The organism is Bradyrhizobium sp. 179 (genome assembly GCF_023073535.1).
Classification (GTDB): Bacteria; Pseudomonadota; Alphaproteobacteria; order Rhizobiales; family Xanthobacteraceae; genus Bradyrhizobium.
Genome location: NZ_JADPJR010000036.1, coordinates 113887 through 126505, shown reverse-complemented (window position 1 = coordinate 126505; position 12619 = coordinate 113887). Strand labels below are relative to the sequence as shown.

Genomic DNA, 12619 nt, shown 5'->3' with positions numbered 1-12619 from the left:
GATTGCCTCGGCGTACTGGATCGCCCGGTCAAGCCGCGCGGTGACAGCGAACGCGGAGCAGTCTTCCCAACCTCGCGCAGTGTCTCACTTTGCGACGCTTTTCCCGTTCGCCTTAAGCTTCGGAACGACTCTAGAACGAATCGCGGCCGAATCGCTGACTCCCTGCCGAGTCCCGTTCCGTTCACGCAACATGTCGCGGGACTCGCCACAGGCGTGCACTAGATGAAGGCTCCGGCTGCCGTACAAGCGACGATTTGATGACGTGTTCCTTAAGGCTGGGGACAGCCGGGAGTCGAATCAGAATCAGGCGGGAGTCAAATGGATTCCAGCTTCGCCGACCTGCCAAACAAAAAGTGCGAAAACAACCCCATGCACAGTAGGTAAGCCGTTGAATTCACAAGACTTCTTTTACCCTCCCTTGGAGGGGAGGGTTAAGAACCCCTACTGCGTCTTGGCGACGCGTGGCGGCTGGGGGGAGGTGATGAAGCTGGTCGCTTCCAGCATCGCAGGTCCCAACGGCGTCGGCACTTTCAGCCAGAACGGGACCAGAATGCGCGTTCCCGCCACCGGCGCAAAGGCGATCTCGATGTTGCGCTGGGCGGCGAGGTATTTGATCACGGGGCGATCGGGGATGTAGCCGGCCACAGGCACGAAATAGAGCGCGCAGACCACGACCGGGCCCTTGTAGCCCTTCTCGGCCTTCACGCTCTCCATGCGCTTGAAATCGAGTTTCAAGTCGTAGCGCATGCGGCCGTCGAACACGGGCGCGCTATTATGGCAGGCCTCGGGCGACACCGGATCGCCATTGCCGGGCACGCGCAGCAGCGAGGCCGTCATCGGATCCCAGACGCCGCGGCGATGCGCTTCGGTGACGACGATGCGATCGGGGTCGACCGGCGGCTCCGGCAGGATCGCAAAATCCTTCACATTGCCCTTGTCGAGGGTGATGCGGATCTCTTCGGTCTTCTTCGAGGTGGTGGTGGAGGCCTGATAGCCGGTCGCAACCAGCGCGCCGTTGACGACGCGGCCCTGCGAGGCGCCGGTGCCCGAGCCGCCCGCGAACGACTTCAAAAGCCCCGTGGTGCCGCCGGAAGCCGCGGCCGCGAACACGTCGTCCTGGATGTCGATGTTCCAGGCGCCCTTGCCGACGGGAATGCCCGATAGTGTCGCCTCATATTGCGCCTCGAGCTTGCCTTGCGCCGTTGCCGGCGCCGCTCCCCACGCCAAGACGAGGCCGCAGAACGCCGCCAGGGCCAACTGGCCGGCGCGCCGCCGCGGCGGGTGAGAGGTCAGGATATTCACGAAGCCATCCAATGGGGCCGTCAGGCCTTGTTAGTTAAGCCAAAAACAGCGGCAAACAATGTGCTGGACGCCAAAAGCGGCGGAACTCCCCAGGACTCTTCGGCCGCGAATACGCCCTTTATGTGATGGTAAGGCGTTCCGATCATTGCCGTTTTGGTGATCGGGCGGTAGCCCTTGGCGCCAACCTTTCCCCGCCCCCTCCGCGGTCATGCCCCGCGAAAGCGGGGCATCCAGCACGCTGCGGCCCCTCGACTCCAGCCGCGCCGGTGGAATACTGGATCGCCCGCCTTCGCGGGCGATGACGCCCGGCGTGGGGCTAAATCCACCCCAAAACCTTGACGTCCCGCCCCTTCCCCCCTATACGTCCGCCCGCTCCCTGCAAGGACGAAAGAATTTGCCCCCGTGGCGCCCCGAATGGCGGCCGCAAATCGTTGGGGGCTCGAACCTGAGGATTTCTACCATGTCTCGCCGCTGCGAACTGACGGCCAAGGGCCCCCTCGTCGGCCACAAGGTCAGCCACTCCAACATCAAGACCAAGCGCCGCTTCCTGCCGAACCTCGTCAACGTGACGTTCATCTCGGAAGCCCTCGAGCGCAACGTGCGCCTGCGCGTCTCCACCAACGCGGTCAAGAGCGTCGACCACAATGGCGGCTTGGATGCCTTCCTGCTCAAGGCCAGCGCCGACGTCCTGTCGCCGCGCGCCCTCGAGCTGAAGCGCGCCATCCAGAAGAAGGTCGGCGACGCGCCGGCGAAGAAGGCGAGCTAAGAATTCAGAATTGGGCGGGGGCTAAGTTGCGTCGTGTGGCGTAGGCTTAGCCAGTAGAGTTGCGTTGCGGCCGGATCGGAAGATCCGGCCGTTTTTGTTTGTGACAGGTCGTAATTCCTGACCTCGTCACGAACGGTCGCACCACAAATGGATCCTCCCGGCACCGGGCGTGTATCGCGCGTGCAGATCGAAGCAGCGCACCTCTCCTTGCACATCTACGAAGTTGAATAAGGATCGGCGTTGCTCGTGTTCAGGGGTAACCTTAGTACGAAAAGTCGGGAGAGCGTGTGACTCAGGATTCCACTCTGCAAGCGCGCACTGAATTTCCCATAGGCGCCGGTTCACGGCCAACAATTCAGGCGCTCCCGATCTTAGCGAACGCACTTGCTCCTCTACACGCGGCAAGAAACGAAGGCGCGGGAAGCGTTCGGCTCGATTGTCCCACAAATCATCCCCATCGCTAGGCGCCTGCAGCGCCACAATGCGCATCCAAGCACGCACCGGATCGACGTGACCTCGGATCGAAGCGTTTCGGACAACGACAACTTCCGATTCGAGCGCTTCATCCTGCAGTTCGAGCCTGAAGACGTCCACTTCGGACCGACGCCAAGTCTCACAGTCAAAGCTAACTGCCAAAGCATCAAATTCATATGCCAGTCCTAGCGCAATCGCGCTCTTATCTTCGAATTCGAAGTCTACGTTAGCAGCAATCTTTCGATCCAGGCCAATATGAAAGGGAGCTCGATTTTCCAAGCCACGAAGAAAGCGCCACTCATCGATGGTGTCTGCATCAGCACGCAAGGCGCTGAGCCACAGATTATCACCAAGCGGCACAGCCCCTAATGGCACGGATGAATGAAGGGCCAAATCCGATCGTTCCGCCTTCAGCTCTTTCAAAAGTGCGATCAACGTCCGCACCACTTCACGGGCCGACGCTTGAGTCTGCGAGCCCTGCGGGTAAGAGAGCTCATTTAAGAAGGTTAAGAATGCCATCTTATGACAGCAAGCGATCGAGCGATTTATCCCACTGATCAAAAAAGCCGTTCGGCCAATGACTCAGCCGCCCATCAGCGGAAATCTTTGGTTGTTCGTGAGAAGGTTCGACGGCGCCCATCGGGCGATGAAAGAAATTTAGTCCCACTTGCTCTGGCGAGAGCACCCCCTCCTTCACGGCAATTCTGATGCCATTCAGAAGATGGTCGCTATGGGTCTCTACTATAATGGTCGTCCCTGCGGCTACCGCACGCGCTATCATTTCGCCCATGGCAGCCTGGCCTTGGGGATGCAAATGAGCCTCTGGATTTTCTACCAGAACCCAGCTACCCGCCGGCAAGGCAAGACACGCAACAACCACAGGGAGTGCATAAGTAAGTCCAAATCCGACATTGGTTGGTCGAAATGGATTGGAGCCGCTGAGACCTGCTGAACCGCCGTAACTATAGTCAAGCTGAACAAAGTCGGTCCGCGGCACTTCGGCAACATTGAGACTTACGCCAGGACTGAAGACCTGCATCCAAGCGTTGGTCTGTGACAGCAAGCCAGGAGCCATTTCGGCCGGATGCCGGAGCCGCTCTGGTACAGGAGCATCCCGAAACGCATTGAGATAATGTGCAGTAAATTCTCCGCGCGTGCCAAGAAAGCGGCGCTCGCTTACGACATGATATGATTTGGGATAACTGACGTTCGGGCTGGCTCTATCAGCCCTCAAATACTGAAAATTATTGCCAAAGAGTCCCCCATCAAAGTTTCCAGCAAACATTCCGTACTTGGGCGAGGTCGCAAAGTGCAAGACATCACCCTCAGGAGCGTATGCGACCTCCCACTCCCAAGGCGTTCGCCCATCGTGCATACCTATACGGATAACGTCATCCTCGTGCTGATCGTGAAGGAGGTCAGATCCCGTTCCCAACTCAACGAGTTCGCCATTGAGCAAGAAGCCCTTCGAGTCAAGAAAACCAGCATCGCGAGACTGCCTGACCAACGCTAGCGCCTGAAGCGCGGTGCTCTTGCCCGCACCGTTTAAACCAGCCAGTACAGTGAGCGGCCGAAGAGGAAGCGCAAGGTCCTTGAACGCTTTGAAATTGTGGAGCGCCAAAAGGTCAGCCACGCGCCACCTCCTGAAATACTCGCTCCATTGCCATGAATCGGTAGCGAACTTTGGCAATATCGCCTGTACCCTGCGAAATTGAGCTCTCGAATACTCTATCTTGCATTAAGACCATCATTCGCGCGCGTATTTCGGTGGCTCTGTCAACACATCGCCGCCGCTCAGAGTCCGCCAGCGAAGCTATCGCCACTGAAACAGTTTCGAACAGCGCCTTGTTTATGGGCATGCGCGCGTCTTGCTCGCGATAGCGCTTTCGAAACGCATCATCTCCAAAGATCTCCGCTGCTGTATTCATCACAGCAACGAACTCCTCCCCCAAACGATCGAGCTTACGACGGCTCAGAGTATTTATTTGACGCATAGCATCACCAAGGAAGCGATCAAAATCGTACGCTCTAAACTCCTCAGGCTCATTCAAACGAAAAGCGACGAAACGTAGCACCATTTCTCGATCAGCCATTCGTTCGTCGCGTATGCTGTACGTGGTTGCGACCTTGAACGCATCGCTTGCTGCCAAATCCCTAAGGAAATTTCTGGCCTGACCGGGAATGAGCGCATGACGCAATTCTTGGCTGGAGAGAGGTAATCCGCCAGTGTTGATGCGAGCGAAGATATTGAATTTTACTTCTTGCGGCGTGCCATGCCTAATCAAATGAACAACCAGCTCAGTTTCACGAAGGCGGCGCTTTAGTCGCGCAGGCAGATCATCATAAACCATGCCATTGAACGAATTTCCCAGATACTCCAGACCACTCAAACGTAGCGGAGCTTCTTCTATCAATTCAGGCGAAATGAAGCGCGTAATGGTGGTTAGCCGCTGGATACCATCCACAATCGCCCAATTCTCTTGTTCATCCTCCGCCGCATAAAGTGTAGGAAGCGGAATTCTCAATAAAAGAGATTCGATCAAACGACTCTGTTGGCGATCGGTCCAAATCCCTCTCGACGCTGAAAGTCGGGCTCAAGATCGATTGCATCAGCGGCAATCCTAGACAGCAGCAAATCTATCGTCATCGACCTTGTAGCGACGTCTATGTCATCGGGGTTGAACGGTTCGCCGATAGCTACGTCTTCGAGGAGAGGCCGAGCCTCTACCTCGATGCCGCTCGCCTCGCCAAATGAGGTGCTCTCTTCCAGAGCCACTTTCACGTCGCTAGTCATCGCAATCTCCGCCGGGTCTTCAATAGCCCAGGTCCTAGATTCTAGCCAGCTATTCAATCCAACATTGAAAGGTCGACGCTCAGCCCGCAAGGCAAGCTCCCACCTCGGCAAGCGGAGCGACCTATATTTCTTAGGTAGGAACTCAAGAGCACTAAACTATCCGTTCACCCACATCTGCGAGCAAGGTTCAGGCGACCAAAGCGGACCACACCTGCGCCCATACGTCCCGCTAAGCTTACCTCCGATCAGCTTCTGACGGACGCGTCACTCAAGTGGACCTCGGTTGCCGCCCTTTTCCAGCTATGCTCGCCCCGGTAGCATCGCCGGGGCATGCCGTTGAGCACGACCAAACAACCGACCCGAAACCTCATCATCTGCTCTGACGGCACCGGCAGCGAGATCTCGGAGAACATCTCCAAATCCTGAAGCTCTATCGCCTGCCTCCGGGCAAGACCGACAGGACACAGCCCGCGGCAGATGCTGCCCGGCATCCCTACGTCGGCCCGGTGTCCGGCACTGGTAAACAACACCCCTCGCGCGTTAACCGTGCATTAACCAACGCAGCCTAGCCTGCGGTAATCGTCCAGCCATCATTAGCTCGAAATGCCGTCCCGGTTCGCTCCAGGAGAAGCGCCGATGTGCGTTGCATTGTTGACGTATGCCGATCTCAGTGCCCGCCTCGATATCTCCCGAGAGGCCGCGCGTTCGCTTGCGCGACGCCGCCGGTTGCCGCGCTCGCGGTCGGAGGACGGCAAGGCCCTGGTGAGGGTTGATTTCGCAGAGCTCCGCTACACGCCCCGCCCACGACGCATCCGCCGGGCAGACCCGATCGATGCCTCCCTGGCGAAGATCGAGGCGATCAAGATCCAGGCCTTCAAGGCGGAGGTGGCGCGGCTCGAGGCCGTCGCAACCGCCTACAGGGCAGTGTTCGAGCGCGAGCGCGAACGTGCCGATCGCCTGGCGGTCGAACTGACGCAGGCGGCCGCCGAGACGACCGCCGCCAATGCGTGGGCGGCACGACTGGAAGACGAAGTGGCGGTTCTCCAGGCCGGTCGCCGGGCGGGCGGCACGATCGCGGGACAAGCCGCGCTCCGATTGGGACATCTGGCCGCTGCGATCGTGCAGGCGGACCGCGCGGCTCGCAGGTAGCACTCGAGACTCATCTCCATCCCCGGCTTGCCGGAGCAATCACGAGGGAAGTATGACTGGCACCACCGATATCCACGAAATGAAGGCCCGCATTGTCGTGTTTGGCGTCGGCGGCGCCGGCGGCAATGCGGTCAACAACATGATCACGGCCGGGCTGCAAGGGGTCGAGTTCGTGGTCGCCAACACCGACGCGCAGGCGCTGGCAATGTCGAAGGCGAGGCGCCTGATCCAGCTCGGCACAAAGGTGACCGCAGGCCTCGGCGCCGGCTCGCAGCCGGAATTGGGACGCGCCGCAGCCGAAGAGGCAATCGACACGATCCGCGATCAATTGACCGGCGCGCACATGGTGTTCGTGACGGCCGGCATGGGCGGCGGCACCGGCACCGGGGCTGCCCCCATCGTCGCCAGGACCGCGCGCGAGCTCGGCATCCTCACGATCGGCGTGGTCACCAAGCCATTCTACTTCGAGGGCCAGCGCCGCATGCGCTTTGCCGAAGCCGGCATCGAGGAATTGCTGAAGACGGTCGACACGCTCCTGATCATCCCGAACCAGAACCTGTTCCGGGTGGCCAGCGAGAAGACCACATTCGCCGATGCCTTCGCCCTTGCCGACCAGGTGCTTTATTCCGGCGTCGCCTGCATCAGCGACCTCATCGTCAAGGAAGGCCTGATCAATCTCGATTTTGCCGACGTCCTCTCCGTCATGAAGGAGAAGGGCAAGGCCATGATGGGACGGGGCGAGGCTTCCGGCGAGAAGCGCGTGCTTGCCGCCGCTGTCGCCGCGATCTCCAATCCATTGATCGAGAATCCCTCGATCAAGCGCGCCAGTGGCCTCATCATCTCCATCACCGGCGGCAAGGATCTCATGCTGTACGAGGTCGACGAAGCCGCGACCCGCATTCGCGACGAGGCCGACCCGGACGCCAACATCATCGTCGGCGCGTCGTTTGATGACAGCCTCGAAGGCATCGTCCGCGTCTCCGTGGTCGCAACCGGAATCGATAATCTCGACCCGGCGCAGCAGTCGCAACCGGTGGAAACCGCACTCACGCAGCTCGCCGGCAGGCTGCGCAATGACGGCCGCCGTATCGCCGATCGCATCGAGCGCAGTGCGCCCCTTGCGCAGGTCGAAAGCCCGCCGCTCCGGCCGCAGCCGCACCACCCGGTGGGGCCGCCGGCAAGGCCGAGCCTGGAACATGCACGCCACGCGGCCGACCGGCCGCTCGATCCTTACGGCCGCAGCGCTGCGCGCAATGCGCCCGACGAGGCCGTTCTCGATATCCCGGCCTTCCTGCGCCGCGCCGCCAACTGAGCGGTCGCAGGAGGGGAGTTAATCGTCTCCAATGCCGGACATGGACCGCTGCCAGGCGGCTCCAAAGCGCGATGAAATCAGGTTCGGTCGGAGGTCCACCTCGCCCCAGCGGGGAGAGGTCGGATTGCTATGGCGCGCAATTGCGCGCCTGAGCAATCCGGGTGAGGGCCCGCTGCGCTCGGTGAGACCGGATCCCCTCACCCGGATCGCATCTTTCGATGCGCTCCGACCTCTCCCTACGGGAGAGGTGGTCTGAGCTCTCGGCTTGCATCGAATCAAACAATATCATCAGCTTGTGCCGGCGCATGCCGTCGGCGCGCTGGCGCTGCCGACGGGAATTTCATCGGCAACTCAGAACCGCCAGATCTGCAGACAAGCTTCTTGAGCCGCGCGGCGCGCCGATTGTTCACGCTGCCGTGCTGCGCGGGCTCTCCGCTGTTTCCTTCTTGTCCGTCTCCTTGTCGCGAGACAGCCACGCCGGAAAACGAAGCAGGCGTTCGTTGCTGTCTTTCGGCAGCTCGATGGCAGCTTCGTCGGCCGAACTCGGGAGGTCGAGCGCGACGTGCCCTGTTCGCACCGCATCGGCGCGCTGATCCAGTTCGCGCAACAGGGGATCGAGCACGCTGTCGATTTCGGTCGCCACCGACACCAGGAAACTATTGAGCTCGCGCGCCTCGGGCACGACGGCCGCAGCCGATTCGATCGCCTTGGAGAGGCCATCGACGACGGGCGCAAACGCGCCGGCGGCCTGCTTGACTCGGGTTTTGATCGCTTCGATCTCGACCAAGACGCGCTCACGCTCCCGCCTTTTCTTCTCCTCCGAAAGGCGGGCTTCAATTTCGGCGATCTGGGCCGTCAGGGTCGTGGCTTCGGATGCGAGTGCATCGCGTCTTCCGCGCGCGCGCTCGAGATCGCGGCTGAGATTGTCCACTAAGTCGTCCTTTCCAAACATGGCTTTGCTCCGTACGACAGCCGTTTTGGTCCGTAGGACGGCCGTGGCGCGAACCGCCAGCCTGGCAAGCTCAGCAAAGGCTGGACGGGCCGAAACAGGCATCAACTTCGGTCGCGTCACATGGGCCGACATGGTGATCCCCCACTCCTCCACATTAGGCGTCGGCATGGTTAACAAGTGGTTAATGTCAACAGAAGATAAATGAGGCACCACGCCGGCGGCGCCGGCTTCGTCTCCTCGCTGCCATCCATTTCCGCTATACTGCGGTCGCATCACCCGGAGGCGCATCCCATGGAGCATGCAGCCAGCACCGACCGCAAACCCGAGCCGAAAAACCTCGTCATCTGCTGTGACGGCACCGGCAACGAGATCAGCGAGAACATCTCCAACGTCCTGAAGCTCTATCGCTGCCTGCGCAAGACCGACAAGACGCAGCCGCGGCAGATGGTGTTTTACGATCCGGGAGTCGGCACGGTGACGGAGCCGACGACGTGGCATCGCTGGAAGGCCAATATCAACATGGTGCTGGGGCTCGCCACCGGCTATGGGCTCGATGAGAACGTGCTCAGCGCCTATTGCTTCCTGGTTCAGCATTACGCAGCCGGAGACAAGATCTACCTGTTCGGCTTCTCGCGCGGCGCCTATACCGTGCGGGTGCTGGCGGGGCTGATCCACAAGGTCGGGCTGATCTCGCCGGAGCAGGTGAACCTCGCAGGCAGCGGCCTCATCGCCTACAAACAATATTCCGGCACCGGGCGCGGCAACGACGTCGAGGACCTCAGCGATGTCACTTTCGACGAGCAGGGGCCGCTGCCGAAAGACCAATTCGACCTCGCCGCGCAGTTCGCGCGCATCACCTCGACGCGCTGGCCGACCATCCACTTCGTCGGCGTCTGGGACACGGTGGCGAGCGTGATCGTGCCGCGCGCCGACCGGCTGTATTGGCCGAGCTTCGAGGAGCTCGCCTTCACGCTGCGCAATCCCAGCGTCAAAATCTTCCGGCAGGCGATCGCGATCGACGAGCGGCGCTGCATGTTCCGCCTCAAGGCGTATGACGCGCCGCAGGAGTTCTGGAGCAATCGCTATGTGCCGGACGAGAAGAAGGTGCCGCAGGACATTCTGCAGGTGTGGTTCGCCGGCGTGCATGGCGATGTCGGCGGCAGCTATCCGGAAGCCGAGAGCGGACAGTCGAAATATCCGCTGCTGTGGATGATCGAGGAGGCCGCAAAGGCGGGGCTGAACTTCAACCCGCGCACGGTGAACCAGCTCGCCTTCGGCATCCAGCGCAAGAACTCGCCGTTCAGCTATGTCGCGCCCGCTTTTACCGGGAAGACGGGCGAGCTGCACGATTCCATGACGCTCGCCTGGCGGCTGCTGGAATATTTGCCGAAGCGCGCGAAATACCGGGAATGGCCGGAGCGGAAGGTGGTGCTCGGCTTCTACATTCCCGATTGCGAGCCGCGCGTCATTCCGGAAGGCGCGCATGTGCATGAGAGCGTGGTGAAGCGGATGGCGGTGGAGCCGGACTATCGGCCGGTGAATCTGCCGAAGGATTTTGTGACGGTGCCGATGCCGACAGGGCCGGGGATGGAGGTGGCGGCGGGGGCGGAGGAGATCGTGACAGGGTGATGGGAGAGCCGCGCTCTCTTACCCTCCCCTGGAGGGGTAAGCACCCGCTACCTTCGCTTTCTTTCTTTGCCGCTACTTTTCGTTAAAATTCTCAAGCCTGCTTTAGCGGGATCGCATGATCTGCCGGCCATCATTGGAACCGATCGCCGCGAGACAGCGGAGCTGGAGGAGACGTGCCGCACTATCCGCGCAAATATGCCCGCGTGAAACCTTCGGGATTGGTGTCGCGCCAGGCCAAGATCATCACCGACCCGCGCGCGCCGGTGATTCCCTGCACGCTGATCGACTATTCGCCCGGCGGGGCCTGCGTCGATCTCGGCGGGCAGGTGAGCATTCCCGATCGGTTCGAGCTCTTGCACGTCAACACCAAGAAGCGCTGCCGTATCGCGTGGAAGCGCGGCACGCGGGTGGGCGTGGTGTTCTAGGGCCGAACACCGAGATGCCCCGCTTACCCTCCCCTGGAGGGTAAGAGCCGCGCTACGTCCGCATCCTGGCCTTGGTGCCCGCGACGATCTGCATGGCGACACCGCCGATCCAGCCGAGCAGAGCGAGCCAGGTCCAGGCGATGTGCGGATCGAGGCGGAGCACGATGACGGCGACCGAAGCGAGCGCGGTGAGCGTGGCGCAGAGCGTGCCGGCCGAACTCAAAAACTCCGCGGCGTCGATCTGGCTGTGCGCCTCGTCGAACGGCATTTGCGGCGTGTCGATGCCGATATAGAAGCCGATGAAGCCGAGCACCATCATCAGCAGCAAGAACCCCTGCGTGGTGAGCGTGGGGATCGCCGATCCCACATAGGCGCCGACGAACAATCCGCACGCCGCGCCCGCCATCGCAAGACCCACGCGCTCGAACACATGGGCAGTTTTGCGAACACCAAAACGCATGGCCGGCCTCCGTGAGCCGTTGAGGGGACGGAGGTTAGGCCAGTTTTGCGGGAGGTGGAAGGTGAGCGGGGTTACGGATGCGTGAGTTTACTCCCCCGCACGCCGCGCCGCACGCGGGGAGAGGTGAAGAAATCACCGCGCCCCGAACGTGGTCCTGCCGAACAGCGCCTTTTGCGTCGAGGGCTGCGAGCGCCAATATTGCGGCGGGGCTTCGACTTCGCCGCCGAGCTCGGCGGCCGCGTGCCAGGCCCAGCGCGGGTCGTAGAGCATGCCGCGGGCGAGCGCGACCATGTCGGCCTTGCCGGATGCGACGATCTCCTCGGCTTGCCTGGCTTCGCTGATCAGGCCGACGGCGATGGTCGGCAATTCGGTGTCGCGCTTGATCGCCTCTGCGAACTGCACCTGATAGCCGGGGCCGAGCGGAATCTTCTGAAGCGGCGAGACGCCGCCGGAGGAGGCATCGATCCAGTCGACGCCGCGCGCCTTCAGCGCTTTCGCGAATGCGATGGTCTGCGCCAGGTCCCAGCCGCCCTCGACCCAGTCGGTCGACGACACCCGCATGCCGACCGGCTTGTCGGCGGGGAATGCTGCGCGCACCGCATCGAACACCTCCAGCGGAAACCGCATGCGGTTTTCGAGGCTGCCGCCATATTCGTCGGTGCGCCGGTTCGAGATCGGCGACAGGAACTGATGCAGGAGATAGCCGTGCGCGCCGTGCACCTCGATCGCGTCGACGCCGAGGCGGGCGGCGCGCTTTGCTGAGTCGGCGAAGGCGTTGCGGATGCGCTTGAGGCCCGCGGCGTCGAGCGCCAGCGGCGCGGCCTCGCCCTCCTTGTGCGGCACGGCCGACGGCGCAACCGTCTGCCAGCCGCCGTGTTCAACCGGAATCAGCTGGCCGCCCTCCCAGGGCCGCGCGCTCGAGGCTTTGCGGCCGGCATGGGCGAGCTGCATCGCGATGGCCGTGGAGGAATATTTGCGCACCGAATTGAGGATCGGCTTCAAGGCCGCTTCGCAGGCGTCGCTGTAGAGCCCGAGACAGCCCGGCGTGATGCGGCCGATCGCCTCGACATGCGTCGCCTCTATGCAGAACATCGCCGCGCCCGACAGGCTGAGATTGTTGATGTGGGTGAAGTGCCAGTCGGTGGCGACGCCGTCGTCGGCCGAATACTGGCACATCGGCGACACCACGACGCGGTTCTTCAACGTCAGGCCGCGCAGCTTGATCGGGGAAAACAGGACGGACATGCGGGGAGGTTCCGAAGGATGGAGGGGCAATGGCAGGAGTGTAGTGACCGACGTGCGGATTGCTAGGCGCGCGGCGGAATGGCGGATAGTGATGCCACGCATTGCGCTGTT

General features: G+C 61.6%; 13 protein-coding genes. 5 read left to right on the top strand and 8 right to left on the bottom strand.

Translation table 11 applies throughout. The features are described from left to right. Window positions 1–441: 441 nt before the first annotated feature. The gene (locus tag IVB12_RS09215) at window positions 442–1251 is read right to left on the bottom strand and encodes a DUF3108 domain-containing protein (protein WP_247298015.1); all 810 of its coding nucleotides are present in this window, start codon (window positions 1249–1251) and stop codon (window positions 442–444) included. 511 nt (window positions 1252–1762) lie between these two features. Here IVB12_RS09215 and rpmB point away from each other — a divergent pair. Further along, a complete protein-coding gene (gene rpmB / locus IVB12_RS09210) occupies window positions 1763–2068 on the top strand; it encodes a 50S ribosomal protein L28 (protein WP_247276313.1) in 306 nt (101 codons plus the stop codon). Between the two features lie 126 nt (window positions 2069–2194). Here rpmB and IVB12_RS09205 read toward each other — a convergent pair whose 3' ends face one another. Genes IVB12_RS09205 through IVB12_RS09190 form a run of 4 tightly spaced genes read right to left on the bottom strand, consistent with a single transcriptional unit; the run spans window position 2195 to window position 5336 of the window. Further along, window positions 2195–3061 carry a hypothetical protein gene (locus tag IVB12_RS09205; RefSeq protein WP_247297893.1) on the bottom strand — a complete coding sequence of 289 codons (867 nt, stop codon included), beginning with the start codon at window positions 3059–3061 and terminating at the stop codon, window positions 2195–2197. A gap of 1 nt (window position 3062) precedes the next feature. Further along, a complete protein-coding gene (locus IVB12_RS09200; protein WP_247297892.1) occupies window positions 3063–4175 on the bottom strand; it encodes a DUF3696 domain-containing protein in 1113 nt (370 codons plus the stop codon). Continuing rightward, the gene (locus tag IVB12_RS09195; RefSeq protein ID WP_247297890.1) at window positions 4168–5085 is read right to left on the bottom strand and encodes a DUF262 domain-containing protein; all 918 of its coding nucleotides are present in this window, start codon (window positions 5083–5085) and stop codon (window positions 4168–4170) included. Before IVB12_RS09195 ends, IVB12_RS09200 begins: the two co-directional genes overlap by 8 nt. Next, the gene (locus IVB12_RS09190; protein ID WP_247297888.1) at window positions 5082–5336 is read right to left on the bottom strand and encodes a hypothetical protein; all 255 of its coding nucleotides are present in this window, start codon (window positions 5334–5336) and stop codon (window positions 5082–5084) included. Before IVB12_RS09190 ends, IVB12_RS09195 begins: the two co-directional genes overlap by 4 nt. A gap of 636 nt (window positions 5337–5972) precedes the next feature. On the opposite strand from IVB12_RS09190, the gene IVB12_RS09185 reads away from it, so the two are divergent. Together IVB12_RS09185 and ftsZ are read left to right on the top strand one after the other, a co-directional pair. After that, window positions 5973–6485: a hypothetical protein gene (locus tag IVB12_RS09185; protein ID WP_247297886.1), complete on the top strand. Its 513-nt coding sequence runs from the start codon at window positions 5973–5975 to the stop codon at window positions 6483–6485. Window positions 6486–6537: 52 nt separating this feature from the next. Further along, window positions 6538–7797, top strand: coding sequence for a cell division protein FtsZ (ftsZ, locus tag IVB12_RS09180; protein ID WP_346657724.1), 1260 nt, complete (start codon window positions 6538–6540; stop codon window positions 7795–7797). Window positions 7798–8203: 406 nt separating this feature from the next. On the opposite strand, the gene IVB12_RS09175 is transcribed toward ftsZ, so the two are convergent. Then, window positions 8204–8881 (bottom strand): hypothetical protein, encoded by a 678-nt coding sequence (locus IVB12_RS09175; protein WP_247297885.1) that lies wholly within the window; start codon window positions 8879–8881, stop codon window positions 8204–8206. Window positions 8882–9040: 159 nt separating this feature from the next. Between IVB12_RS09175 and IVB12_RS09170 the strand changes: the two genes are divergently transcribed. Together IVB12_RS09170 and IVB12_RS09165 are read left to right on the top strand one after the other, a co-directional pair. Further along, window positions 9041–10378 carry a DUF2235 domain-containing protein gene (locus tag IVB12_RS09170; protein WP_247298013.1) on the top strand — a complete coding sequence of 446 codons (1338 nt, stop codon included), beginning with the start codon at window positions 9041–9043 and terminating at the stop codon, window positions 10376–10378. Window positions 10379–10551: 173 nt separating this feature from the next. Beyond that, window positions 10552–10803: a PilZ domain-containing protein gene (locus tag IVB12_RS09165; protein WP_091893446.1), complete on the top strand. Its 252-nt coding sequence runs from the start codon at window positions 10552–10554 to the stop codon at window positions 10801–10803. A gap of 52 nt (window positions 10804–10855) precedes the next feature. Here IVB12_RS09165 and IVB12_RS09160 read toward each other — a convergent pair whose 3' ends face one another. Next, window positions 10856–11263, bottom strand: coding sequence for a hypothetical protein (locus IVB12_RS09160; RefSeq protein WP_247297882.1), 408 nt, complete (start codon window positions 11261–11263; stop codon window positions 10856–10858). A 132-nt stretch (window positions 11264–11395) separates the two neighbouring features. Then, the gene (locus tag IVB12_RS09155) at window positions 11396–12508 is read right to left on the bottom strand and encodes an NADH:flavin oxidoreductase/NADH oxidase (protein WP_247297879.1); all 1113 of its coding nucleotides are present in this window, start codon (window positions 12506–12508) and stop codon (window positions 11396–11398) included. Window positions 12509–12619 lie beyond the last annotated feature (111 nt).